Source organism: Williamsia sp. Y853, from assembly GCF_056786495.1.
Genome location: NZ_JBXCJC010000003.1, coordinates 405,426 through 430,388, shown reverse-complemented (window position 1 = coordinate 430,388; position 24,963 = coordinate 405,426). Strand labels below are relative to the sequence as shown.

19 protein-coding genes are annotated in these 24,963 nt (G+C 64.5%); 11 read left to right on the top strand and 8 right to left on the bottom strand.

Going from position 1 to position 24,963, the window contains the following annotated elements:
* Positions 1–22 precede the first annotated feature (22 nt).
* Genes sufD through AC1TPF_RS18145 form a run of 3 tightly spaced genes read right to left on the bottom strand, consistent with a single transcriptional unit; the run spans position 23 to position 3,479 of the window.
* The gene (gene sufD / locus AC1TPF_RS18155; RefSeq protein WP_482139370.1) at positions 23–1,213 is read right to left on the bottom strand and encodes a Fe-S cluster assembly protein SufD; all 1,191 of its coding nucleotides are present in this window, start codon (positions 1,211–1,213) and stop codon (positions 23–25) included.
* The gene (sufB, locus tag AC1TPF_RS18150) at positions 1,210–2,661 is read right to left on the bottom strand and encodes a Fe-S cluster assembly protein SufB (protein ID WP_482139369.1); all 1,452 of its coding nucleotides are present in this window, start codon (positions 2,659–2,661) and stop codon (positions 1,210–1,212) included. The genes sufD and sufB overlap by 4 nt, the downstream gene beginning before the upstream one ends.
* Positions 2,658–3,479, bottom strand: a complete 822-nt coding sequence (locus tag AC1TPF_RS18145; RefSeq protein ID WP_482144907.1) for a helix-turn-helix transcriptional regulator — start codon at positions 3,477–3,479, stop codon at positions 2,658–2,660. Before AC1TPF_RS18145 ends, sufB begins: the two co-directional genes overlap by 4 nt.
* A 233-nt stretch (positions 3,480–3,712) precedes the next feature.
* Here AC1TPF_RS18145 and mptB point away from each other — a divergent pair, with 233 nt between their 5' ends.
* The 4 genes from mptB to AC1TPF_RS18125 all read left to right on the top strand — a co-directional run bounded on the left by mptB (position 3,713) and on the right by AC1TPF_RS18125 (position 8,360).
* Positions 3,713–5,506: a polyprenol phosphomannose-dependent alpha 1,6 mannosyltransferase MptB gene (gene mptB / locus AC1TPF_RS18140; protein WP_482145141.1), complete on the top strand. Its 1,794-nt coding sequence runs from the start codon at positions 3,713–3,715 to the stop codon at positions 5,504–5,506.
* A 69-nt stretch (positions 5,507–5,575) separates the two neighbouring features.
* Complete coding sequence (locus tag AC1TPF_RS18135) at positions 5,576–6,541, top strand: ABC transporter ATP-binding protein (protein WP_482144906.1); 966 nt, start codon at positions 5,576–5,578, stop codon at positions 6,539–6,541.
* Entirely contained in the window at positions 6,538–7,332 is a 795-nt protein-coding gene (locus AC1TPF_RS18130) for an ABC transporter permease (protein ID WP_482144905.1), read from the top strand. The genes AC1TPF_RS18135 and AC1TPF_RS18130 overlap by 4 nt, the downstream gene beginning before the upstream one ends.
* A 32-nt stretch (positions 7,333–7,364) precedes the next feature.
* Positions 7,365–8,360 (top strand): COX15/CtaA family protein, encoded by a 996-nt coding sequence (locus AC1TPF_RS18125; RefSeq protein WP_482145140.1) that lies wholly within the window; start codon positions 7,365–7,367, stop codon positions 8,358–8,360.
* An 11-nt stretch (positions 8,361–8,371) separates the two neighbouring features.
* Here AC1TPF_RS18125 and AC1TPF_RS18120 read toward each other — a convergent pair whose 3' ends face one another.
* Complete coding sequence (locus AC1TPF_RS18120; protein WP_482144904.1) at positions 8,372–8,665, bottom strand: hypothetical protein; 294 nt, start codon at positions 8,663–8,665, stop codon at positions 8,372–8,374.
* A gap of 87 nt (positions 8,666–8,752) precedes the next feature.
* Between AC1TPF_RS18120 and AC1TPF_RS18115 the strand changes: the two genes are divergently transcribed.
* Positions 8,753–9,730, top strand: coding sequence for a quinone oxidoreductase family protein (locus AC1TPF_RS18115; RefSeq protein ID WP_482145139.1), 978 nt, complete (start codon positions 8,753–8,755; stop codon positions 9,728–9,730).
* On the opposite strand, the gene AC1TPF_RS18110 is transcribed toward AC1TPF_RS18115, so the two are convergent.
* On the bottom strand, positions 9,717–10,691 hold the full coding sequence (locus AC1TPF_RS18110) for an Rv0361 family membrane protein (RefSeq protein ID WP_482144903.1): 975 nt from the start codon (positions 10,689–10,691) through the stop codon (positions 9,717–9,719). The two genes, AC1TPF_RS18115 and AC1TPF_RS18110, sit on opposite strands and share 14 nt — an antisense overlap.
* Positions 10,692–11,040: 349 nt before the next feature.
* Positions 11,041–12,018, bottom strand: coding sequence for a heme o synthase (locus AC1TPF_RS18105; RefSeq protein WP_482139362.1), 978 nt, complete (start codon positions 12,016–12,018; stop codon positions 11,041–11,043).
* Positions 12,019–12,290: 272 nt separating this feature from the next.
* On the opposite strand from AC1TPF_RS18105, the gene tkt reads away from it, so the two are divergent.
* From tkt to pgl, 5 genes are read left to right on the top strand one after another with little or no spacing between them, the layout of a single operon-like run.
* Positions 12,291–14,378 (top strand): transketolase, encoded by a 2,088-nt coding sequence (tkt, locus tag AC1TPF_RS18100; protein ID WP_482139361.1) that lies wholly within the window; start codon positions 12,291–12,293, stop codon positions 14,376–14,378.
* Between the two features lie 30 nt (positions 14,379–14,408).
* Positions 14,409–15,533 (top strand): transaldolase, encoded by a 1,125-nt coding sequence (gene tal, locus AC1TPF_RS18095; protein WP_482139360.1) that lies wholly within the window; start codon positions 14,409–14,411, stop codon positions 15,531–15,533.
* Between the two features lie 6 nt (positions 15,534–15,539).
* Positions 15,540–17,081 carry a glucose-6-phosphate dehydrogenase gene (zwf, locus tag AC1TPF_RS18090; protein WP_482144902.1) on the top strand — a complete coding sequence of 514 codons (1,542 nt, stop codon included), beginning with the start codon at positions 15,540–15,542 and terminating at the stop codon, positions 17,079–17,081.
* A gap of 27 nt (positions 17,082–17,108) precedes the next feature.
* On the top strand, positions 17,109–18,032 hold the full coding sequence (locus AC1TPF_RS18085) for a glucose-6-phosphate dehydrogenase assembly protein OpcA (protein ID WP_482139358.1): 924 nt from the start codon (positions 17,109–17,111) through the stop codon (positions 18,030–18,032).
* Positions 18,033–18,066: 34 nt separating this feature from the next.
* Positions 18,067–18,813, top strand: coding sequence for a 6-phosphogluconolactonase (pgl, locus tag AC1TPF_RS18080; protein WP_482144901.1), 747 nt, complete (start codon positions 18,067–18,069; stop codon positions 18,811–18,813).
* A gap of 21 nt (positions 18,814–18,834) precedes the next feature.
* Here pgl and AC1TPF_RS18075 read toward each other — a convergent pair whose 3' ends face one another.
* The gene (locus tag AC1TPF_RS18075; protein WP_482144900.1) at positions 18,835–21,315 is read right to left on the bottom strand and encodes a LuxR C-terminal-related transcriptional regulator; all 2,481 of its coding nucleotides are present in this window, start codon (positions 21,313–21,315) and stop codon (positions 18,835–18,837) included.
* 344 nt (positions 21,316–21,659) lie between these two features.
* On the opposite strand from AC1TPF_RS18075, the gene AC1TPF_RS18070 reads away from it, so the two are divergent.
* Complete coding sequence (locus tag AC1TPF_RS18070) at positions 21,660–22,112, top strand: DUF7144 family membrane protein (RefSeq protein ID WP_482139355.1); 453 nt, start codon at positions 21,660–21,662, stop codon at positions 22,110–22,112.
* Positions 22,113–22,119: 7 nt separating this feature from the next.
* On the opposite strand, the gene ppc is transcribed toward AC1TPF_RS18070, so the two are convergent.
* Positions 22,120–24,960, bottom strand: a complete 2,841-nt coding sequence (gene ppc, locus AC1TPF_RS18065; RefSeq protein ID WP_482144899.1) for a phosphoenolpyruvate carboxylase — start codon at positions 24,958–24,960, stop codon at positions 22,120–22,122.
* Positions 24,961–24,963 lie beyond the last annotated feature (3 nt).

The following is a 24,963-nucleotide window of genomic DNA, read 5'->3' as shown; positions in this document are numbered from 1 at the left end:
AAGAGTTTGTGCTTGCCGGCGATCAGGCGCCGGCGGCCTCGAGCTCGGCTTCGATGGCGGCCGACAGACGGTCACGCAACTCTGGCAGCGCGATCCGAGCGATCACCTCGCCGAAGAATCCGCGGACCACCAGTCGACGGGCCTCGTGTTCGGAGATGCCACGAGACTGCAGGTAGAACAGATGCTCGTCATCGAAACGGCCGGTGGCACTGGCATGTCCGGCGCCGACGATCTCACCCGTCTCGATTTCCAGGTTGGGTACCGAGTCGGCGCGGGCACCGTCGGTCAGGATCAAGTTGCGGTTCAGCTCGAAGGTGTCGGTGCCCTCGGCCTCGGCGCGGATGAGCACGTCGCCGACCCATACCGTCCTGGCCTCACGGGCGCGGTCGCCTTCGACACCCTGCAGCGCACCCTTGTAGACCACGTTCGACCGGCAATGCGGCTGCGAATGATCCACCAGCAGGTGCTGTTCGAGATGCTGTCCGGCGTCGGCAAAGTACAGACCCATCAGTTCCGCGTCGCCACCTGGTGCGTCGTAGTGCACCACCTGGCTGAGCCGGACCAGTTCGCCACCGAGGCTGATCGCGAAGTGACGCAACACCGCATCCCGGCCGAGCCGGTTGTGATGGGCGGTCACGTGCACCATGTCGTCGGCCCAGTCGTGGACGTTGAGCACCGTCAGATGCGCACTGTCACCGACGATGAACTCGATGTTCTCGCCGTAGGTGCCACTGCCCTTCTGGTCGATGACAACGGTCGCCTTGGCAAACGCTTCGAGCCGGATCTGGAGATGACCGAAAGCCGTCTCGCCGACACCCGGACCATCGACGGTCACGGTGATCGGTTCGGCGAGTTCGACCTCTTTGCCGACGGTCACAACCGTTGCCGAGGTGAACGACGAATAGGCCTGCGCTGCAACCCGATCGAACGGCACGCCGCCCTGACCGAGTCGCTTGTCGTCGCGACCGACCGTTTCAACGGTCACACCCTGCGTGGCTCCGGTGACCTCGACGGTCGCCTCGGCCGTACGTTCGGCGCTGCCGTCGTGCAGACCGCGGAGCTTACGGAACGGCGTGAACTTCCACGCTTCGTCCTTGAAGCGGGGTACTTCGAAAGCGTTCACGTCGAAGGACGTGAACATCTCACCTTTGTTGACCGCAGGCCGGGAGTTCTCACCCTGGACCGCACCGACAACACCTGTAGCAGAACTCATCCGACGGAGCCTTCCATCTGCAGTTCGATCAGCCGGTTGAGTTCCAGCGCGTATTCCATCGGCAGTTCCTTGGCGATCGGCTCGACAAATCCGCGCACGACCATGGCCATTGCCTCGTCCTCGGTCAGACCGCGGCTCATGAGGTAGAAGATCTGGTCGTCGCTCACCTTGGAGACCGTGGCCTCATGACCCATCGTGACGTCGTCCTCGCGGATGTCGACGTAGGGGTAGGTGTCGCTTCGGCTGATCTGATCAACCAGCAGCGCATCACACTTCACCGTCGAGCGGCTGCCGTGTGCACCCTTGTTGATCTGGACCAGGCCACGGTAGGAAGTCCGCCCGCCGCCACGCGCGACCGACTTGCTGACGATGTTGGACGAGGTGTTCGGTGCCAGATGCACCATCTTCGATCCGGTGTCCTGGTGCTGTCCGGGCCCTGCGAATGCAACCGAGAGGACCTCGCCCTTGGCGCCTTCACCGGTCATCCACACAGCCGGGTACTTCATGGTGACCTTGGAACCGATGTTGCCGTCGACCCACTCCATGGTGGCGCCGGCTTCGGCCTTGGCCCGCTTGGTGACCAGGTTGTAGACGTTGTTCGACCAGTTCTGAATCGTGGTGTACCGGCAGCGGCCACCCTTCTTCACGATGATCTCGACCACGGCCGAGTGCAGCGAGTCGGTCTTGTAGATCGGCGCGGTGCAACCTTCGACGTAGTGCACGTAGGCACCCTCGTCGACGATGATCAGCGTGCGCTCGAACTGACCCATGTTCTCGGTGTTGATCCGGAAGTAGGCCTGCAGCGGGATGTCGACGTGCACACCGGGCGGGACATAGATGAACGAGCCACCCGACCAGACCGCGGTGTTGAGCGCGGAGAACTTGTTGTCGCCGGCCGGGATGACCGTGCCGAAGTACTCGGCGAACAGTTCGGGCTGTTCCTTCAATGCGGTGTCGGTGTCGAGGAACAACACACCCTGCTGCTCGAGATCCTCACGAATCGAGTGGTAGACGACCTCGGACTCGTACTGAGCGGCGACACCGGAGACCAGGCGCTGCTTCTCGGCTTCCGGGATGCCCAGCCGGTCGTAGGTGTTCTTGATGTCTTCGGGCAGATCGTCCCAGGTGGCTGCCTGCTTCTCGCTGGAGCGCACGAAGTACTTGATGTTGTCGAAGTCGATGCCGTCGAGGTCGCTGCCCCAGTTCGGCATGGGCTTGCGGTCGAAGATAGACAACGCCTTGAGGCGCGCCGCGAGCATCCACTCGGGCTCACTCTTCCTGGACGAGATGTCTGCGACAACCGCTTCGGACAGGCCGCGCTTGGCGCTGGCGCCCGCGACATCGGAATCGGACCAGCCGTATCCGTATGAACCGAAAGAGTCGATCGTCTCTTCCTGCGTCAGAACGCCCGCCGGTGCTGCTGCGGGGGTCGGGTCTGTGACCGTCATATGTGACTCCTTCCGGAGGCTACCGATGCCGACGCGGACTGTGCGTCGACCTGATTTGCCCCCTGCATTTTTGCAAGTGGCACGTGGGTGGTGCATGCGCAGTCGCCGTTGGCGATCGTTGCCAGACGCTGCACGTGAGTACCGAGCTTCGCGGTGAACACCGCTGTTTCTGCTTCGCACAATTCCGGGAACTCGGCCGCCACGTGCGCCACCGGACAATGGTGCTGGCAGATCTGCACACCATTACCAACGCGACGAGTGGTGGCAGAAAATCCCGCACTGGTCAAAGCTTCGGCAATTTGTTCGGCGGTGTTCTCGAGTTCTTCTGCCGAACTGCCCGATACGGGCACGTCAGAGACGATTTTCTGAGCGCGTTCCATGGCGAAGTCGGTAACCGCCTCCTCGCCACCGATCGTGCGCAGGCGGCGCATGACAGCACCGGCGAGATCGTCGTAGGCGTGCTTGAGGCGTCCACGACCGCTCGGTGTGAGCTGGAAATGCTTGGCCGGACGTCCTCGCCCACGGTGTGCGTAACGCGGTGCTGCTGTCGCGATCAGATCACCCGAGGCGATCATCGCGTCGAGATGACGACGTACCGCGGTAGGTGTGATGCCGAGCTCTTCGCTGATGTGTACCGCCGTGACCGGTCCCTGTTCGAGGATCAGGTTGACCACCGCGGCCCGGGTCTGGCCGTCATGACTGACGGGAACCGGAGAATCAGCACCGATATGTGTGCCCGGAGCAGCAGACGGTGACACCGGAGCAGCAGACAACGATGCCCCTTCCGGGGCATGCGAGGTACCAGCAACCGTTTTCACAACACAAGTGTTACCGAAATAGATTCTGATTGCTAGCAAGGGTCACCTTGCTTGATGAACGCCACACTTACAGCCCGGTATCGGACATCGGCTGCACAGGGCTGACCGGGCAGAATCGTCAGACGATTACAGTCTCACCTGTGCCGGATACCGCAGCCCCTGAAGTCGACCCTCCCGTCGACCCCAAGAAAGCTGCGACGACGCCGAACGATGCGCGCCCGTCCAGAGGCCCGATACGGGGGGAATTCAGGAAAGCGCTCGAGTACCTGGGCCTGCGGCGTGTGGGTGAACCCGAACCGGACTCCGACGCCACCGGCGACTACGGCGTGGCGGTCGCGCGGCTACACGACGACGAGTCCGAGGTCGGGCCGCTCACCAGAGCCGAGAACAAGCGTCTGCTGAGCATCCGGGTGTTCGGGACCCTGGGTTCGGTCCTCGTGCTGGTCGGATCGCTCGGTACCGGCGCGCTCCCGGTCCTGCAGAACCCACTCGCCGGTATGCGGGTGTTGTCTCTGCCGTCCCGGATGTGGCCGGTCGCGCTGACGTTCTCGCTCACCGGAGTCGTGATCCTGGTCCTGGCATGGTTGTTGCTCGGAAGGTTCGCGGTCGGGCGCCTCGGTGTCGACGTGTTGAAGGACCGATCGCCCCAGCGACGGATGACGCGTAGCCAGGCCGATCGCACGCTGCTCGTCTGGATCCTCCCGTTCGTGCTGGCACCACCGATGCTCAGCAAAGACGTCTACTCCTACCTGGCGCAGAGCGAGATCGCCGCCCGGGGCCTCGATCCGTACAAGATCAGCCCGGCTGCGGGACTGGGCATCGATCACGTGTTCACCCGGTCCGTGCCGAACATCTGGCGCGAGACCCCGGCGCCCTACGGCCCACTGTTCCTCTGGCTCGGAGACCAGATCACGCATCTGACCGGCGAGAACATCCCGGCAGCGTTGGCCGCGCACCGGGTGCTCGCACTGCTCGGTGTGGCGATGATCGTCTGGGCGCTGCCCCGCCTGGCGGGCCGGTGCGGTGTCTCTCCGGTCGCGGCGCTGTGGCTCGGAGCCATGAACCCCCTGCTCATCCTGCATCTGGTCGGCGGCATCCACAACGAAGCGCTGATGCTCGGCATGATGCTCGCCGGCCTCGAGCTGTGTTTCCGGGGGATCGATTCACCCGACCGGCTCCGAAAACCCGGTTCGTGGTTACCGAGCCCACCGGGGTGGATTCTGGTCGCCGGCGTCGTGGTGATCGCCTGCTCCTGCATGATCAAGGTCTCCTCGATCCTGGCGCTCGGATTTGTCGGCGTGGCACTGGCCCGCCGCTGGGGCGCAACCCTCCCGGCGCTGCGTCACGCTCCGGTCCGCGAGTACTGGCAACGCTCCAAACGCAGCGTGCTGGCGCTGCTGGGTGCCGCGGGCCTGCTGGCGGTGATCCTGGCGGTGGTCATCGTCGTCATCTGTGTCGGTACCGGACTGGGATTCGGCTGGACGACGACTTTGTCGACCGGCGGGGTCGTGCGGTCATGGATGTCGATGCCGACCTTCATGTCGGTGACCACCGGCCGGGTCGGCGTACTACTCGGTCTCGGCGATCAGACCCAGGCGATGCTCGACGTCGCCCAACCGATCGGGCAGGTGATCGCCGGAATTCTGGTGATTCGCTGGCTGCTCGCCGCGCTGGCCGGCCGGATCCACCCCGTCGGGGCCCTCGGGTTGGCGATGGGCAGCTTCGTGCTGTTCTTCCCGTTCGTCCAGCCCTGGTATCTGCTGTGGTTCATCATCCCACTGGCGGCCTGGGCCACCGGGCGTTGGTTCCGCCTGATCGCGATCGCGCTCTCGGCGATCATCTCGGTCGTCGTGCTGCCAACCGGTGCCGGTACGCGCGGATTCCAGCTGGCGGAGGCCATCGTTGTGGCCGTTCTTCTTGTGGCAATACTCACAGCGTTGTTCTTCGAAGAGATGCCGTGGCAGCGCCGCCGACGCGTGAACGCCGAGGATACCGAGGACACCGACAAGGCAACCGCACAGATCTGACCGCGAACCGGACGCTCGAACGTCACCCGTGTTCGGATCCAGAGCGCAGGCCGCTTACTCTTGGACGTTGTGAACAGCCCGTCGTACGCTCCCGGGGTCACCGGTGCCGCGGCGACCGGCCCAGCCCTGTCGGTCAAAGGCCTGGTGAAGAGATTCGGCGAGACAACCGCGGTCGGCGGTCTCGACTTCGAGCTCCAGACCGGCGAGATCCTGGCGATCCTGGGCCCCAACGGCGCAGGCAAAACCACCACCGTCGAAATCTGCGAAGGCTTCGCCTCGCCGGATTCCGGTGAGGTCACCCTCCTGGGCCTTGATCCCATCGCCGACAACGAAGCAGTCCGCAGCCGCATCGGCGTGATGCTCCAGGGTGGAGGCGCATATCCGGGCGCCCGCGCCGGCGAGATGTTGCGACTGTGTGCCGCCTACTCCGCCGATCCCCTCGACCCGGACTGGCTGCTGCAGAGCCTCGGGCTCGTCGACGCCCAGCGCACGCCATATCGGCGACTCTCGGGTGGACAACAACAACGCCTCGCGCTCGGCTGCGCGCTGGTGGGCCGTCCCGAGGTGGTCTTCCTCGACGAACCCACCGCCGGCATGGATGCGCACGCCCGGATCATGGTGTGGGAGTTGATCGACCGGCTACGGGCCGACGGTGTCTCGGTGCTGCTGACCACCCATCTGATGGACGAGGCCGAAGCGCTCGCGGATCAGTTGCTGATCATCGATCACGGGGTCGAGGTCGCCAAGGGCTCCCCCGCCGAACTGACCAGCCGCGGAGCCGAGAACGAGCTTCGATTCCACGCGCCCCGGGGACTCGACATGACCCACCTGGAGTCTGTTCTGCCTGAAGGCTATTCGTGCACCGAGTTCACCCCGGGCGGGTACCTGGTCACCGGCCATGTCACCCCGAAGGTGCTGGCGATGGTGACCGGATGGTGTGCGGAGATCGATGTATTGGCAACCGACCTGCAGGTCGAGACACGGAGCCTGGAAGACGTCTTCCTGGATCTGACCGGCCGAGGGATGCGCGAATGACCACTGCCCGACCGAACAGCGCCAACCGTTTTGCCGCGGGCACATTCACCCCGCGGCCGCGCCCGGCCCCGATCCGCAAAATGCTCGCCGCACAGTCCCGGATCGAATTGCTCCTGCTGCTGCGCAACGGCGAGCAGCAACTGCTGACCATGTTCATCCCGATCACCATGCTGATCGGACTGTGCCTGCTGCCCATCGGCGACTTCGACGAATCCCGTGCCGACATGTTCGTCCCCGCGATCATGACCGTTGCGGTGATGTCGACCGCATTCACCGGTCAGGCGATCGCCGTCGGATTCGATCGCCGGTACGGCGCGCTCAAGCGACTCGGGGCCACCCCATTGCCGCGATGGGGTGTGATCGCAGGCAAATCCATCGCCGTTGCCATCGTGGTCAGCTTGCAGGCGGTGATCCTCGGCGTCATCGGGCTGATCCTGGGCTGGGAGCCCTCACCGGCCGGACTCCTGCTCGGCATCCTGGTGATCGCCATCGGCACGCTCATGTTCTCGGCGATGGGTCTGCTGCTCGGTGGCACCCTCAAGGCCGAGATCGTGCTGGCCCTGGCGAACCTGCTGTGGTTCGCATTCCTCGGGATCGCGTCGATCGTCGTGATCGGCGACAGTGTTCCGACCGCGGTCGAGTGGTTCGCCAGGTGTACCCCGTCCGGCGCCCTGAGCGAGGCCCTGCATCAGGCAACGTCGGGTTCGCTGGATCTGGTCGGTATCGCAGTGCTCTCTGCCTGGGGTATCGCCGCCGGAACCGCCGCCGTTCGTTACTTCAAGTTCACCTGAACCGCGACCATCAAACCCGGCAACCTACGATCATTACCGTGTACCGCTTGTTTGTCCGGCTAGTCGACCGGCTCCCGCTCCCGTCCCTGCGCTTTCAGATCCTTTCCGCATTGGCGGTGGTACTGACGCAGGCGGGCATCGCGGTCACCGGATCAGTCGTCCGGGTCACCTCGTCCGGACTCGGGTGCCCGACGTGGCCCCAGTGTTTCCCCGGCAGCTTCACCCCGGTCCAGCACGACGAGATCACCGCGATTCACACCGCGGTCGAGTTCGGCAACCGGCTGCTGACCTTCCTGGTCACCCTCACCGCCGCGATCATCGTGATCGCCGTGACGCGGGCGCGGCGCAGGTACGAGGTTCGCCTCTACGCGTGGTTGATGCCGGCCTCGACGATCGTCCAGGCCGTCATGGGCGGCATCACCGTACTCACGGGCCTGCTGTGGTGGACGGTCGCGATCCACCTGATTTTGTCGATGGGCATGGTGTGGCTGGCGGTTCTGCTGCTGGAAAAGGTGCGCGAGCCCGACGACGTCGAAGCCGTCGCCGTGGTGCCAGCGCCCATCCGGTGGCTGACGGTCCTGTCCGCAGTCCTGATGACCGGGGTGCTGATCGCCGGGACGATGGTGACCGGCGCCGGACCTCATGCCGGCGACAAGAGCATCGACAAGCCCGTACCTCGATTGAAGATCGAGATCACCACGCTCGTGCATCTGCACGCCGACCTGTTGATCGCCTACCTGTCGGTGCTGGTGGCGATCGGCTTTGCACTCTTTGCCGTCAAGGCACCCGAACGACTGAAGCGGCGCCTCTACGTGGTCGTCGGCGTGGTCGTCGCGCAGGCGTTGGTGGGTGTGACCCAGTACGCCACCGACATCCCGGCGGTACTGGTGGTCCTCCACGTCGCGGGCGCAGGCGCCTGCGTGGCCGTCACGGCCGCGCTCTGGGTCGCCATGCGGCCAAGGCCGGCCCCGACCGGCTCCGGGACGCAGCCGTCGTCCAAGCCAGTCGAGGCCGCAGCCGCGTCTTAAATGTTCGAGTCCTAGGTGTTGGCGACCCAGCCCGCCATCTTGCGGTAGTGCGACGGGTTCACGGTCGCGGTTGACGTCAGTTCGCGATCCCACTCGCCGACCGTGAGGCCCTCGACCTGTTCGACGATCGCCTTTGCGGTGTCGAGATCAGGTACCACCTGATCGCCCAGGACGCCGCCCTCGCCGCCGACCAGGGTGATCCGAACACCCGCTGCTCCGACGGGCTGCAAAACCGCTGTTGCCGACCCGCCCTCGCGCGCCACGTACTTGCTGATCGCTGCGATGACCGCCTTGTGTTCGCTCATGCGCCACAGCTTAGTTGGAGCTTCGGACGCTCCGGGAGCGGACACCCCCGCTGCGTACGGATCAGGCGGGTGGGTACAACTACAGTCATGCGCGCAATCCAGGTGAGTCGACACGGTGGGCCCGAAGTTCTCGAATACGTCGAATTGCCAGACCCCCAGCCGGCACCGGGCGAGATCCTGGTGCGGGCCCTGGCCATCGGCGTGAACTTCATCGACACCTATCAGCGGGCCGGCATCTATGCGATGCAGCTGCCGTACATCCCGGGCAGCGAAGGCGCCGGCGTTGTTGTTGCCGTCGGGGACGGCGTCGAATCACCCTCGGTGGGTCAGCGGGTCGCCTGGTGCGACGCCCCGGGTAGTTACGCCGAACTCGTCACCATGCCCGCCCACGTTGCCGTCGCGGTCCCGGACGGTGTCGGCGATGAGATCGCCGCCTCGGCGTTGCTGCAGGGCTGCACCGCCCACTATCTGCTGGACGGATCGTCGCACCCGAAGGCAGGCGACACCGTGCTGATCCATGCCGGTGCAGGCGGAGTCGGTCTGGTCCTCACGCAAATGGCCAAGGCCAAGGGCATCCGGGTCATCACAACCGTGTCGAACGATGCCAAGGAGGTGTTGTCGCGGGGTGCAGGCGCAGACGAGGTGCTCCGGTACGGCGACGACCTCGCCGACCGCGTCCGGGACCTCACCGACGGCAAAGGTGTGGCCGTTGTCTACGACGGCGTCGGAGCCGACACCATCGACCAGAGCATCGCCGCCACCGCGGTCCGGGGCATCGTGGTCCTGTTCGGTGCCGCCAGCGGTCCGGTCCCACCATTCGACCTCCAGCGGCTCAATGCTGCCGGCTCCCTGTCGATCACCCGGCCGAAACTGGGAGATTTCATCGCCGACCCCGCCGAACGTGCGTGGCGGGCAGGCGACGTCATGAGCGGAATCAACAGTGGGACGGTGAACGTGCACGTCGGCCACCGCTACGAACTGCCCGAAGCCGCCCGGGCCCACGCCGATCTGCAGGCGCGGGCAACAAGCGGTTCGGTGGTCTTGCTGCCGGTCAGTTCGGAGTGAACACCGGGTTGTCGACCGACAGATCGACGTCCCCGTAGAGATACTGGGTGTCGGTCTCGGTTTTCGTCTCGGCCGGCCGCGATGCCGATGCTTTGGTGCGGAACGTCACCGACCAGTTCAGCTGGCCATCGACCGACACCTCATTCGGATTGTCGTATCCGAGCCGAGTCTCCAGACCATCGAGGGTGGGCACGGTCCACACCGCCGAACCCGGTTCCGGGTCGTAGGCGTAGACGTCCTGTTCACAACCGGGCTTGTCGGTGCTCGCGTCGGGCTCGTTCGACAACGCACAGTTGTCGACGTAGGCCTGCACCGCCGTCTCGACAGCCGTGGTTCCCTTCGTGCTCAGGGACACGGTCGGTGCGCTCGTCGATCCGTAGCTGCTCCCCGACATCCCGAATTCCGACTTCTCCTCGTCGATGACGGTGAAGTTCTTGTTCGACGTACCCCACTCGATCGGGCCCGGAAAGACGTAGACCTTCGCCTCGTTATTGACGGGGACACCGAATACCGTCAGGCCAGGGATCCCGTTCTTGAAGTACGAGATGTCGATGTCGACGGCTCCGTCGTCGAGGCGCCAGTTCTCACCGGCCTTGCTGAGCATGAAGGTCTCGTCGGCCTTGCGATCACCGAACATGTACGTGGCCTGCACGGTCGCCATGTCACTGGACTCGGAGGTGTCGATGATCTTCACATCGGTGATCGGGGCGATCTCCTGCTGCTTACTCAGGACGTCATCGGTCAGCAGTAGTTCTGACGCCTGCGTCTTCATGAGGCCGCGGGCCTTGGCGGAATCACCGTCGGCCAGCGCTTGCAGGTACGACTTGACCGTCGCGTCGGGTTCACTCGACGAACTGCCGCCGGTGAAAACAATCAGTGAGACGACGAGGATCACGACAGCGGCAGCGGCACCGATGGCCAGGGCGATGAACAACGGCTTCTTGGATTTGGGGGGCGGCACGGGCCCGCCGCCTCCGCCTTGCGGCCAGAAGGCCGGCCCTTGCTGCTCATACGGCTGGTAGGCCCCGTAATTGGGATCAACCCCGGGCGGCACCTGGCCTGCGGGGTTCTGTGGCGGCGGGTACTGACCGAATTGCGGTTGGCCCGCTTGCGGCTGACCAGCGACGGTCGGTTCGGAATACGGCTGCCAACCGGCCTCTTCAGGACCCGGGCCCGGACCATACGGATGTGACACATTCCCCCCGATTCACTTCAATACCGGCCATCACCCCAACGGCCGATCCGAAAACGTTAACTCGTGCGGCCGCAACTGCCGTCGCAGGCGTCCGGCGTTCGGCCGACGCGGCCGGTCAGAACAGGCTGGACAGAGTCGGCAAACCGATGACGGAATCGATTGCCAGGCCACAGAAGACCACGGCCAGATACTCGTTCGACTGCAGGAACACCTTCAGCGGTACAACTTCTTCGCCGCGCAAGGTTCCGCGGTAGAGCTTGTGCACGACGTAGATGAACCAACCGCCTGCGATGACGGCAACCGCGGTGTAGATCCAGCTGGTCGCCCAGCACAGGACGAGTGTGCTCAGGACGGTTGCCCAGGTGTAGGCCAGCATCTGACGGGTGACCTGCACCTCGGTGGCGATCACGGGCAGCATGGGGACGCCCGCAGCGCGGTAATCCTCCTTGTAGCGCATAGCCAGCGCCCAGGTGTGCGGCGGAGTCCAGAAGAAGATCACCGCGAACAGCACCAACGGTTCCCAGCTCAGCGTCCCGGTGACAGCGGTCCAGCCGACCAGGACCGGCATACAACCGGCAGCTCCGCCCCAGACCACGTTCTGCCAGGTGCGACGCTTCAAGATCATCGTGTAGACGAAGACGTAGAACGCGATGGTTGCCATCACCAACAGCGCACTGAGCAGGTTGGTCGTCGTGAACAGCACCACGAAGGACGCTGCTCCGAGGGCCAGTCCGAAGATCAGGGCACTACGTGTCGACACCGCGTGACGAGCCAGAGGCCGCCGTTCGGTGCGCTTCATCTTCTGATCGATGTCCGCGTCGACAACCATGTTCAGGGTGTTGGCGCTGGCTGCACCGAGCCAGCCACCGAGCAGGGTCCAGGCCATCAAGGCCGGATCCACATGCCCCCGATCGGCAAGCAGCATCACCGGAATCGTCGCCACGAGCAGCAATTCGATGACGCGAGGCTTGGTCAACGCGAGATAAGCGAGCGCCAATCCCGAAATCCGCCCACGCACACTGGTGGCGGGCTCCACGGGAGCAACCTCACCACCATCTGACGCTGGGGAGGAGACGAAACCGTGTCCGCTCACACGTTCCCCAATCCGCACTAGATCTCCTGACTCATGCTCATCTACTACACAGAATGGTAGACGGAGGTCGGTCGCAAACAGCAATCGAGGTCCGATCGACCGCCTATCTGTGGCGTCGGTTACCACGAGCCCTCCGCCGCCGGTTCGCGTGCCGTAGCCCGCGGCGACGGCTCGGGGCGACTACCCTAGATGGCGGACTGTGCATTGCCCAGGCCAGTGACAAATGTCGAGCCCCGGAATCAGAAGTTTGAGCTTGAGGAGTTCAGAAGATCGTGTCAGCAACAGATGAGATTCGCACACTAACTCAGGCGTCATACCCCGCAGACTGGACTGCAGTCGACACCAAAGCAGTTGACACGGTTCGTGTTCTGGCCGCCGACGCGGTCCAGAAGTGCGGAAGCGGACACCCGGGGACCGCCATGAGCCTGGCTCCCCTGGCGTACACCCTCTTCCAGCGGGTGATGCAGCACGACCCCAACGACACCGATTGGATGGGTCGCGACCGTTTCATCCTTTCCTGTGGCCACTCGAGCCTGACCCTCTACATCCAGCTGTACCTCGGCGGCTTCGGGCTCGAACTCGAGGACATCGAGGCGCTGCGTACCTGGGATTCGAAGACACCCGGCCATCCGGAGTACCGCCACACGCGCGGCGTGGAGATGACCACCGGCCCGCTGGGCCAGGGACTGGCCTCCGCGGTGGGCATGGCCATGGCCGCCCGCTACGAGCGCGGCCTGTTCGATCCCGACGCACCGGTCGGACAGAGCGCGTTCGATCACTACATCTATGTGATCGCCTCTGACGGTGACATCGAGGAGGGCGTGACTTCCGAGGCGAGTTCACTGGCAGGCACCCAGCAGCTCGGCAATCTCATCGTCTTCTATGACAAGAACCACATCTCGATCGAGGACGACACGGACATCGCGCTTTCCGAGGACGTCGCCGCGCGTTACGAGGCCTACGGCTGGCACGTCCAGCGCGTCGAGGGTGGAGAAAACGTCACCGCGATCGAGGAAGCCGTCGAGAAGGCCAAGGCCGTCATCGACAAGCCCTCGATCATCGTGTTGCGCACCATCATCGGCTACCCCGCCCCGAACAAGATGAACACCGGCGGTATCCATGGCTCGGCCCTGGGCGCCGACGAGGTGGCCGCCACCAAAAAAGCGCTGGGCTTCGACCCCGACAAGACTTTCGACGTCTCCGACGAGGTCATCACCCACACCCGCGCGCTCGTCGAGCGCGGCGCAGAGCTCCGCAAGGCCTGGGATAAGTCCTTCGACGAATGGGCACAGGCCTACCCCGACCGCAAGGCACTACTCGACCGCCTCGTGGTCAACGGCCTGCCCGACGGCTGGACCGATGTACTCCCGAAGTGGGAGGTCGGCGACAAGGACGTGGCCACCCGATCGGCGTCCGGCAAGGTGCTCTCGGCGCTGGGCCCGATTCTGCCCGAACTCTGGGGCGGTTCTGCCGACCTCGCAGGCAGCAACAACACCACGATGGACGGTGCAGCCTCGTTCGGACCGGAGGGGATCAGCACCAAGTCGTGGAGCGCGAACCCGTACGGCCGGACACTGCACTTCGGTATCCGCGAGCACGCAATGGCCGCGATCCTGTCGGGCATCGTCCGGCACGGCCCGACCCGCGCCTACGGCGGTACGTTCCTGCAGTTCGCCGACTACATGCGCCCCGCGGTGCGTCTGGCCGCCCTGATGAAGACCGATCCGATCTACGTCTGGACCCACGACTCGATCGGTCTCGGCGAGGACGGGCCCACCCATCAGCCGATCGAACACCTGGCATCCCTGCGCGCGATCCCCAACCTCGACGTGGTGCGTCCCGGTGACGCCAACGAGACGGCGTACGCCTGGCAGGCCATCATGACCCGGCGGCACAACCCGGTCGGGTTGGCGCTGACCCGCCAGAACCTGCCGATCCTCGAGGGCACATCGGCCGACGGTGTGGCCATGGGTGGCTACATCCTGTCGGAGCCCGAGAGCGAGCCCCAGGTGATCCTGATCGGAACCGGATCCGAGGTGTACCTCGCCGTCGAAGCGCAAAAAGCATTGAAGGACAAGGGCATTGCCGCCCGCGTCGTCTCGATGCCGTGTGTCGAGTGGTTCGACGAGCAGGATGAGTCGTACCGCAACTCGGTGCTGCCGCCTGCTCTGAAGGCCCGCGTGGTCGTCGAGGCCGGCATCGCGATGCCGTGGTACCGCCTGGTCGGCGACGGCGGCGAGATCGTCTCGATCGAGCACTACGGCGCATCGGCCGACTACAAGGTCCTGTACGAAAAGTTCGGGATCACCGCGGAGGCCGTGACCGCGGCCGCCGAGCGCGCTCTTGCGAAGCAAGCCTGAACTCCCCCACCATCTGAATCGGAGCACGACATGAGCGAACAGAACGCCAATCTTGCTGCACTGGCCGAGGCCGGCGTCTCGGTCTGGCTCGACGACCTCTCCCGGACCCGGATCGAATCCGGCAACCTGGCAGAGCTCATCGCGACGAAATCGGTCGTCGGTGTCACCACCAACCCGTCGATCTTCCAGGCTGCCCTCTCGAAAGGCGACGCCTACGACGCACAGGTCAACGAACTCGCCGCCCGCGGCGCCGACGTGGACGCGACCATCCGCACCGTCACCACCGACGACGTCCGCAATGCGTGTGACGTGCTGGCCCCGCAGTTCGAGGCCTCCAAAGGTGTCGACGGCCGGGTGTCGATCGAAGTCGATCCGCGACTCGCGCACGATGCCGACAAGACGGTCGCCCAGGCGATCGAACTGTGGAAGATCGTCGATCGGCCCAACCTGCTGATCAAGATCCCCGCGACAAAGGCCGGGACTCCCGCGATCACCAAGGTGATCGCGGAGGGCATCAGCGTCAACGTGACCCTGATCTTCTCGGTCGAGCGGTACCGGGACGTCATGTCCGCCTACATCGAGGGCCTGCAGCAGGCCACGACCGCGGGCCACGATCTGTCGAAGATCCATTCGGTGGCGTCGTTCTTCGTCTCCCGCGTGGACTCCGAGATCGACAAGCGTCTCGACGCGATCGGCACCGACGAGGCCAAGGCACTCAAGGGCAAGGCGGCTCTGGCCAACGCCCGGCTCGCCTACGCCGCGTACCAGGAGGTGTTCGAGCAGGGTGACGGTTTCACCGCGCTCGCCGCAGCCGGTGCCAATGCCCAGCGTCCGCTGTGGGCATCGACCGGTGTGAAGGATCCGGCCTACCCCGACACCCTCTACGTCGGTGAACTGGTCGCCCCGAACACCGTCAACACCATGCCTGAGAAGACGATGGACGCCTTTGCCGATCACGGCGTCGTGAACACCGAATCGGTTGTGGGTCAGGGTCCGGCATCGCAGCAGGTCTTCGACTCACTGGAGGCCGCCGGTATCGATGTGACCGACGTGTTCCTGGTGCTGGAAAAGGAAGGTGTCGAAAAGTTCGAGGGAGCGTGGCAGGAATTGCTCGACGCCACTGCCGAGCAGCTCGCCGCCGGCGCGAAGAGCTGATCGACCTTGCCGAGCCGTCCCGCCGACCAGTGGGTCAACCCACTGCGCGATGAACGCGACAAGCGACTCCCCCGGATCGCGGGTCCGTGCAGCCTGGTCATCTTCGGTGTCACCGGTGACCTGGCCCACCGCAAGCTGATGCCTGCGGTATACGACCTGGCGAACCGGGGGCTGTTGCCGCCCGGTTTCGCACTGGTCGGCTTCGCGCGGCGGGACTGGGACCATGAGGACTTCACGCAGGTGGTGCACGACGCTGTGCGCGCCAGTGCCCGGACCCCGTTCCGGGAAGATGTCTGGGAGCGGCTGAGCGAGGGTTTCCGGTTCGTCCGGGGTGCCTTCGATGACAGCGATGCCTTCGACCGGTTGCGGGACACGCTGGCCGAGCTCGACGAGAAGCGCGGTACCGGCGGAAATCACGCGTTCTACCTCTCGATTCCGCCTGCCGCCTTCCCCGTTGTGTGCGAACAACTCTCCCGCTCGGGGTTGGCGCAGCAGTCCGAGGACACATGGCGGCGGGTGGTCATCGAGAAGCCCTTCGGGCATGATCTCGAGAGCGCCAAAGAACTCAATACCGTTGTGAACAATGTTTTTCCGGAACAATCGGTTTTCCGGATCGATCACTACCTCGGTAAAGAGACGGTCCAGAACATCCTGGCGCTGCGGTTCGCCAATCAGCTGTTCGACCCGGTGTGGAGTTCGCACTACGTCGACCATGTCCAGATCACGATGGCCGAGGACATCGGCCTCGGCGGCCGGGCCGGGTACTACGACGGCATCGGTGCGGCGCGTGACGTCATCCAGAACCACCTAATCCAGTTGATGGCCCTGGTGGCGATGGAAGAGCCCATTTCCTTTGAGCCGCATGAACTCCAGAGCGAGAAGATCAAGGTCCTCTCGGCCACCAAGAACATCCTGCCCCTCGACGAGAACACCGCGCGGGGGCAGTACGAGGCGGGTTGGCAGGGCAGCGAGAAGGTTCCGGGGCTTCTGGACGAGAGCGGATTTGCCCACGATTCGACGACTGAGACCTTTGCGGCCATCGCCGTCGAGGTCGACAGTCGCCGGTGGGCCGGTGTGCCGTTCTATCTGCGCACCGGAAAGCGGTTGGGCCGCAGGGTCACCGAGATCGCGCTCGTGTTCAAACGGGCTCCCCATCTTCCGTTCGACCAGACGATGACCGAAGAGCTGAGCCAGAACGCTCTGGTGATCCGGGTGCAGCCTGACGAGGGCATCACGCTCCGGTTCGGCTCCAAGGTTCCGGGATCGTCGATGGAGGTGCGTGACGTCAACATGGACTTCTCGTACGGACAGGCCTTCACTGAGTCCTCCCCAGAGGCCTACGAACGTCTGATCCTCGACGTCCTGCTCGGTGTGCCGTCCCTGTTCCCGGTGAATGCCGAGGTCGAACTGTCCTGGCAGATCCTCGATCCAGTGCTCGAACACTGGGCGGCCAGTGGCAAGCCGGACGGTTACGAGGCGGGGACCTGGGGCCCGCAATCTGCAGAAGACATGATGGCGCGGCACGGAAGGGCCTGGCGTCGTCCCTGACCGCTCTCGCCTCGAAGGAGCGCACGAATGATTGTCGAACTTCCCGATACCAACACGACCGCCATCAGCAAGGAACTCATCAAGATCCGCGACATCGGCGGCGCATTCACCTCTGGTCGCGTGCTGACGTTGTTGGTCAGCACCAACGAGGGTGAGCCGGCCGAGCCGGCCATCGAGGCCGCCAACGAGGCCAGCCGGGAACACCCCTGCCGTGTCATCGTGGTCTCGCGCGCCGACCGCTGGGGGCCCTCGAGGCTCGATGCCCAGATCCGGGTCGGCGGAGACGCCGGTGCCTCCGAAGTTGTTGTCCTGCACCTCTTCGGCGACCTGGTCGATCACGCTAAGAGCGTGGTGATCCCGTTCATGCTGCCCGACACCCCGGTGGTGACGTGGTGGCCAGGGCAAGGTCCGGAGAATCCATCCGCTGATCCGATCGGACAGCTCGGTAAGCGCCGGATCACCGACTCCACCAAGACATTCGATGTCTCGGCGACCCTGGCGCAGCGTCTGGCCACCTATGCCCCCGGCGATTCGGACATCGCCTGGTCCCGGATCACGGTGTGGCGGGCACTGCTCACCTCGGCCCTCGATCAGCCACCGCACAGCCCGGTGACCGCGGTGGAAGTCCAGGGTCCGGCCGACAACGCTGCGCTCGAACTCCTTGCCGGATGGCTTCATTCGGCACTCGGTGTGCCGGTGACACGCTCGGTGGGCAGTTTCCAGGTGACGGTGTCCAGGGAATCGGGACCACTTGTTCTCTACGTCGGAATGGGCAACCAGGCGATCATCTCCATGGCCGGTCAACCCGATGGCAGGGTGGCGTTGCCTGACCGGGAGCTTCGCAGCTGTCTGTCCGAGGAACTCCGTCGACTTGATCCCGATGTGATCTATCACCAGGCTCTGCAGGGGGTTTCGGGTCTGATCCGCACCGAAGACAAGATTCACGCTTGACACACGCACGTCGATCAGGAGGTCTAGCTCAACGATGAGTATCCATCCAGATGTTGTCCGAGTCGACGACAAGGACGCCCTTGTCGCCGCGGTCACCGAGCGGTTCATCAAAACCGTCACCGCAGCGCAGACCGCCCGCGGGTTTGCCTCGGTGGTCCTGACCGGCGGCAGCAACGGCATCGCACTGCTCGAGGCGCTGGCGAAGGATTCCGGTGACATCGACTGGGCATCGGTTGACATTTACTTCGGCGACGATCGTTTCGTCCCGGCCGCCGATCCGGAGCGCAACTCCGGACAGGCTCACATCTCTCTCCTCGATCATGTTCCGGTCGCGCCGGAGCGGGTGTTCGAGATGGCACCGTCAGACGGCGAGTTCGGTGACGACATCGACGCTGCAGCAGCCGATTATGCGCGGCGGCTCGCAGACCGGGCCGGCGACGGACAGAGCGTTCCGCAGTTCGATCTACATCTTCTCGGCATGGGCGGTGAGGGACATATCAATTCGCTGTTCCCCCACTCCGAGGCCACCAGCGAAAGTCAGGCCTCGGTGGTCGCGGTGCGGAACTCGCCGAAGCCGCCTCCGGCCCGGATCACGTTGACCTTGCCCGCGATCGCGCGGGCACGCGAGGTGTGGTTCCTCGTCTCCGGCGCCGAGAAAGCCGAAGCGGTCGCGGCCGGTGTCGGCGGTGCGGACCCGATGGACTGGCCTTGCGCCGGTGCCCACGGCACCGAGGAAACGGTCTGGTTCGTGGACCGGTCCGCAGCGGGCAACCTCCCCTGAGTCGGGTTCTTCGGTCGCGGGTCAGAGCAGACCCAGCCGTTGCCCCACCGCCACCGCGTCGCGTCGATGTCGGACGTCGAACTTGCGATAGATGCCGCGCAGATGGGTTTTGACGGTGTTCACCGACAGGTGCATCAGCCCCGCGATCTCGTCGGTCGTGCGATCGGTCGCCAGGAACCTCAGGACATGGATTTCTGCGCGGGTCAGCGGCGGATAGTCCGGCACACCATGGCTGGACATGACACTCAGAACGGCATCGGCGTAGGCATTGATCGAACCGAAACTGCCCCGGTAGGTCGTGATGACTCCCGCGACGACCGGCCCGCATTCCACGATGGGACGCATCACGCCGTGCTCGGCCGCCGTTTCCAGTGCTCGGGTGATCGCCGCGTAGGACTGCGCGGACAGACCTGCCTGCTCACAGGCATACGATTCGAGCGCCCAGGCCGCAACCGTCGCCTGCGGACCGGACGCGTCAGCTTCGAGTAACGGGCTCAACAGCTTTCGTGCCGCCTGTGGTCGGGCTTCACCGACGTCGACGGCCGCATCCACGAGTCGCGCCTCGTCCGAGTATCCGAACGCGCGCTCAGCTTTACGCGACAGGTCGCGAGCCCAATCGAATCGCTTGACCGCCAAGCACATGTACGCCACGCGCGGAAGCAGGAAGAGTATCGGGAATGGTGAGGTGGCGCAGAGGAGCAATGCCGAGGTGGCGCTGTACGCGGTGGCGGTCACCACCAGACGATTCGGTGAGGTGTCGAACATCAGGACGCTGCGGGCAATGGGCACGTGGCGACCCAACACGCTGAACACCTCACCTCCTTCCGAGACATCCTCAGCCGGTTGGTGTTTCAGATCCTCTATCGGTTTGCCCTGCATGAATCGGGCGTATGCCAAGACTGTCTCCAGGCGCGGCACGTACGGCGACTCGGCGACTGCTGAGTCTTCATCCGCGATGTCCCGGACACATGCCAGCGCGTAGCGGGCACGGTCCTCCATCAGTACCGGCAGCCCCCGCACGCCCGCCACCGACGCCCGGTTGGCCATGGCGCGCACCACCAACCGATTCAGTCCGGCAGCTTTCGCCAGCGCGATGGCCCGCACCGACGACAGCTCACCGTCGGCGGGCCGGTTCAAACGGGTGTAGGCCGATCCGAGAACGGTGTGCGCGTAGGCATCCACAGCCCACCCGCGATCGCCGACGGCAGATGCAACCGCCTTCGCCAGGTCGACCAGATCAAGATCGTCACGAGCAAGCGCGACGTCGAGGAGCAGCGCCCGGTAGAGCAGACCGCCGCCGTCGACGGCGAGGTCCTGCTCGGCCTGCGCCACGCATTCCAGGTAGGACGCCGCGTACCGGTCGTCGCCGTGCTCCATAGCCGCCAGGGCCCGAAGTACCACCGCAACCGGATCCTCGCCGAGCGAGGTGTCACACCCATCGAGCACAGACAGCAACGCCTCGCGCCTGCCCTGCAGCGCCAACTCGACTCCGCTGTGAAAGATGGTCTCCCGCAGCAACTCCGCGTCACCGAGATGTGCCGCGTGGTCGATCGCCTCTGCGGGCCGCCTGCGCGCCGATGCCCACCGAATCGCCCTGATCTGCAGGGTGCGCCCGAGTTCGGGGGCGGTCCGCTGCAGCTCACCGCGTAGATAGGTGGCTATCAACGGAAGAAATCGATACCGGATCGCATCGCGCTCACCCGATGGGACCGCGGCCGCGATCCCCAGACCGATGATCTCGGGGATATAGGCCTCTGCGTCCGCACCGTCGATTGCCCTGGCCAGGTCGCCATCGAAGTCGGCCACGCTCGACAAACGCGTGACCAATCTGCGCACCCGGGGTGTCATCGGATCCACCAACTCGCGGCGCAAGAAATCGGATATCAGTCGCGGACATGCGGCGAACTCCAGCAGCGCGAGTTCCAGATCAGGACGCGCGGCCAGGAAGACCCCGGCCATCCGCACGAGTATCGCCCAGCCACCGGTGAGTTCGGCGACCCGTGAGACCTGTGCGGCCGCCGGGTTGAGGCCGTGTTGACGCAGCATCCGATCGACCTCGGCCTCGGTCAGTATCAGGTCCTCGCGCCCGATCCGGGCCCCGACACCATCTCCGATCAGATGCTGCCAGATCAGCGGAGGATCGTGCCGTGCGGAGACAACAACATTGATGTGTGGCGGCCGGTGGCGCAGGAACCGGTGAAAGGAGTCGAGCACCAACGGATCGGTCACGGTCTCGGCGTCGTCCACGACCACCGTCACCGGACCGTTTTCGACGCCGGCCCCGAACAACCGATCCCCAGCCGTATCCCCGAGAACGAGATCATCGGCGCCGAATGCATCCACGCCCAGCCACACGACCCGGCCGACGACGTCTGACTCCGTGCGCCGGATCAACCATTGCTCGAGAAACGTGGTCTTGCCGTACCCGCCTGGTGCGCTGACGAGTACCAGGACGCCGGATTGATCATCAAACAGTTCATCGAGGGTACGTTCGGGGCGCATTCGTGCGAAAGCGCGGATCGTATCGGGCCCAGCTCTCGATCCGGCGGTCGAGCGCGTCAGAGCTTTCGACATGGCCACCCTTTTCTAGCCTCTGGTTGCTCAGAGGCTAACAATAATCACGACAGACAACATCTGATTACGCGTCATTAAAGAATGCCAGAGGTATTTGCGTTATTGCTGTAACCCGACGTTCGCCCGGAGCCCGGTGAAGACATCACCCGAAACAGGTGATGTCCCGATGCTCAGAACACCCCGATCATGGCAAGACCACGTTGGCAATACGTGCTGCCTGATCCGATCATCGGCCCAGGGGTTCTTGATCATCCGAGCCAAGGAGCAACGTCATGAGCAGCCCATCAGACCGTCCTCCCATCCAGCAAGACCGTCCTCCGATCCAGCAAGACCGTCATCCCGTTCAGCAAGGCATTGCAGGCGGAACGGTGTTCGCTGCGGCAATACTCCTGTTCGTCGTCGGCGCCCTCGGCATTCTCCAAGGCATTTCAGCCCTGGTCGATGACGAGGTCTTTGTCGTCGGGCCGCAATACACCTACGAGTTGGATCTCACCGCGTGGGGCTGGATCCACCTCATCGTCGGAATCATCGCAGTCCTGATCGCCGTCGGGTTGTTCACCGGTGCCACGTGGGCCCGGGTCGCGGCGGTCATCATCGCGGCCTTGTCGATCATCGCGAACTTCCTGTGGCTTCCGTACTTCCCGCTGTGGGCGATCCTGATCATCGCGATCGACCTCGTTGTGATCTGGGCCGTCACCACCTGGAATACCGACGACAGGATCTAGTGCCGCACTAGCCGCTGTTCCGCAACGCGGTGGCGAGTCCGTTCATGGTGAGCTGAATGCCGCGGCGCACCAGCTCGGAATCATCGCCACCGCGATAGCGGCGCAACAGCTCGACCTGCAGATGATTCAGCGGTTCGAGATACGGGAATCGATTGAAGACCGAACGCTTGAGGGCGGCGTTGTCGGCCAGCAGATCGTCCGTTTTGGTGATCTTGAAATACATCGCCGTTGTCCGCTCGTGTTCGGCGGTGATCATGCCGAACACCTTTTCGCGCAGCGCCTCATCGGGCACCAATCGTGAATAGTGCTCGGCCAGTCCCATATCCGACTTCGCCATCACCTGAGCCATATTCGACATCACGGTCCGGAAGAACGGCCACCGCTGGTAGTAGTCCGCCAGGGTCGCCAGGCGGCTTTCGTCGTCACCGATCCACTGCTCGAAGGCCGATCCGGTGCCGTACCAACCGGGCAACATCACACGCGACTGCGACCACGACAGCACCCACGGGATGGCGCGCAGGTCGGAGATCTTCTCGGTCTGTTTGCGGGAGGCCGGGCGACTTCCGATATTGAGGGAGCCGATCTCCGACAGCGGAGTCGAGTTCACGAAATATTCGACAAACCCTGGTGTTTCGTGGACCAGCTCGCTGTACGCCTTGCGGGCCAACGACGCCAGTTCGTCGACAACCGCGTACGCGACCTCGGCTTCGGCGCCCAGGCCTTCGGTGTCGAGCAGCGACGATTCGATGGTGGCGGCCAGCAGGGTCTCCAGATTCCGGCGTGCGATGACCGGCTCTGCGTATTTGGCCGCGATCACCTCACCCTGCTCGGTGATCCGGAGCGATCCCTGCACCGCACCCGGCGGCTGCGCCAGGATGGCCTCATAGCTCGGACCGCCACCGCGACCGACGGTTCCACCGCGGCCGTGGAAGAGCCGCAACCGGATCCCCGCCTTCGCGGCCGCTTCCACGAGATCGAGCTCTGCGCGGTAGAGCGCCCAGTTGGCGGCCAGGTATCCGCCGTCCTTGTTGGAGTCGGAGTAGCCCAGCATGATCTCGGCCATGCCGTCCTGTTGATCGATCAGCGTCCGGAACAGCGGGACCTCAAGCGCCGCAAGCAGTGTTGCCGCACCCTGCTGCAGATCCTCGATCGTTTCGAACAGCGGGACCACCCGGACCGACGACCGCGGCGGGGTGTCCGGCGAACCGGGATCGAACAGCCCGGACTCCTTCAGCATTACGAGCGCCTCGAACAGGTCGCTGACCGAGGTGCACATGCTGATGATGTAGTTGGGGACCGCTTCCGGGCCATACGCGGCCACCGCGGCCGCGGCCGCGCGGACGATGTCGAGTTCTTTGTTCGCCAGGTCCGACAGCTGCGCGCCCGGACCGGTCAGCGGCCTGCGATTGCTCAACTCCGCGGTGAGGATCTGCACCCGCTCCGGCTCGGCGAGCGACAAGTAGTCGTGATGCACACCGGCCCACGCCAACAGTTCGGCAACCACTTCTTCGTGGGTGTCGGAGTTCTGCCGCATGTCGAGACCGGACAGGTGAAAACCGAAGGCCCGCACCGATTCGCGGAGTGTCAGCAGACGATCGTCGGCCAACTCGTCGTCGCTGTTGGCGCGGAGCGACGCATCGATCAGGTCGAGATCGGCGAGCAACTGCGGGGCATCGGCATAACTGTCTGCGCCGTCGGCCGGGAATCCACCATCGTTGACAGCGACAAATCGTGCATCGAACAGTCGGGATGCGGTCGCCGCCAACCGGGCCCGGATGGCCCGCAATGCAGTACGGTACGGCTCGTCGGCGGCGATGGTTCCGCGCTCCACACCCCCGAGTTCGAGCACCGCATCGCTGACAGCGGTGAGGCGCGATGACAGGCTCAGTTCCTGGGCAAGCAGTGTCAGTTCCGAAAGGTGATGGGACACAGCGGTTTCTGCGGCGCGCCGGGTGGCCATCGACACGATCTCACCGGTGACGAAGGGATTACCGTCACGGTCGCCGCCAATCCATGAACCCATCCGGAGCATCGGATCATCGGTGATGCCTGCGGTCGGATAGTGCTGCTGCAACCAGGCCCGCAACTCGGCGTTGATACGTGGGATGACCTCGAAGAAGCCGGCGTCGTAGTAGCGCAGCCCCACCTCGATCTCGTCCTGGATCTGCAACCGTTCCAGGCGGATCAGCGCGGTTTCCCACAGGGTCAGGATCTGCCGGTTCAGCGCGACATTGACCTCATCCCGCTCGGCAGGCGTCAGCTCGGTACGCCCGGCGAACCGCATCAATTCGGTGATCCGGTGTTGCACCTCGAAGACCGTGCGCCGCCGGGTCTCGGTGGGATGTGCGGTGATGACCGGGACGACAGTGGCATCGGCAAGTGCTTTGCCGACCTGCTCATCGGTCAGATCGGCGGAATCGAGCTTGAGGTAGGTCGCCGCCAGGGACGAATCCTGCGGGGTATCACCGGCCCGGACGTGGATCGCCCGCCTGCGTTCACGATGGATGTCTTCAGCGAGGTTGGCCAACAGGGCAAAGTGGCTGAAAGCGCGGATGACCGAAATGGCATCGGCGATGTCGATGTCGCGGAACAGGTTTTCGAGCTCGGTGCGGTCGATCTCGGAACGTCGTACCCGGAAGGACTCGACCCGGGCTTTCTCGACGAGATCGAAGGTTGCCTCGCCTGCGTGTTTACGCACGATCTGGCCGAGGATTCCGCCAAGGAGGCGGATGTCCTCGCGTAACGGTTCGGTGAGTTCGCGATCGGTACTACCGGGTTCCGGACGGGGCACAGAGGGGCGCTTATCAGTCACCCGTCCAGTATCTCCGGATGACGACGGGTTGCGCATGCC

Excerpts from the sequence above, each read along its gene's own strand:
- sufD (WP_482139370.1), bottom strand. The coding sequence starts at position 1,213 with ATGAGTTCTGCTACAGGTGTTGTCGGTGCGGTCCAGGGTGAGAACTCC.
- sufB (WP_482139369.1), bottom strand. The coding sequence starts at position 2,661 with ATGACGGTCACAGACCCGACCCCCGCAGCAGCACCGGCGGGCGTTCTG.
- AC1TPF_RS18130 (WP_482144905.1), top strand. The coding sequence starts at position 6,538 with ATGACCACTGCCCGACCGAACAGCGCCAACCGTTTTGCCGCGGGCACA.
- AC1TPF_RS18120 (WP_482144904.1), bottom strand. The coding sequence starts at position 8,665 with ATGAGCGAACACAAGGCGGTCATCGCAGCGATCAGCAAGTACGTGGCG.
- AC1TPF_RS18115 (WP_482145139.1), top strand. The coding sequence starts at position 8,753 with ATGCGCGCAATCCAGGTGAGTCGACACGGTGGGCCCGAAGTTCTCGAA.
- tal (WP_482139360.1), top strand. The coding sequence starts at position 14,409 with ATGAGCGAACAGAACGCCAATCTTGCTGCACTGGCCGAGGCCGGCGTC.
- AC1TPF_RS18085 (WP_482139358.1), top strand. The coding sequence starts at position 17,109 with ATGATTGTCGAACTTCCCGATACCAACACGACCGCCATCAGCAAGGAA.
- pgl (WP_482144901.1), top strand. The coding sequence starts at position 18,067 with ATGAGTATCCATCCAGATGTTGTCCGAGTCGACGACAAGGACGCCCTT.
- AC1TPF_RS18075 (WP_482144900.1), bottom strand. The coding sequence starts at position 21,315 with ATGCGCCCCGAACGTACCCTCGATGAACTGTTTGATGATCAATCCGGC.
- AC1TPF_RS18070 (WP_482139355.1), top strand. The coding sequence starts at position 21,660 with ATGAGCAGCCCATCAGACCGTCCTCCCATCCAGCAAGACCGTCCTCCG.
- ppc (WP_482144899.1), bottom strand. The coding sequence starts at position 24,960 with ATGCGCAACCCGTCGTCATCCGGAGATACTGGACGGGTGACTGATAAG.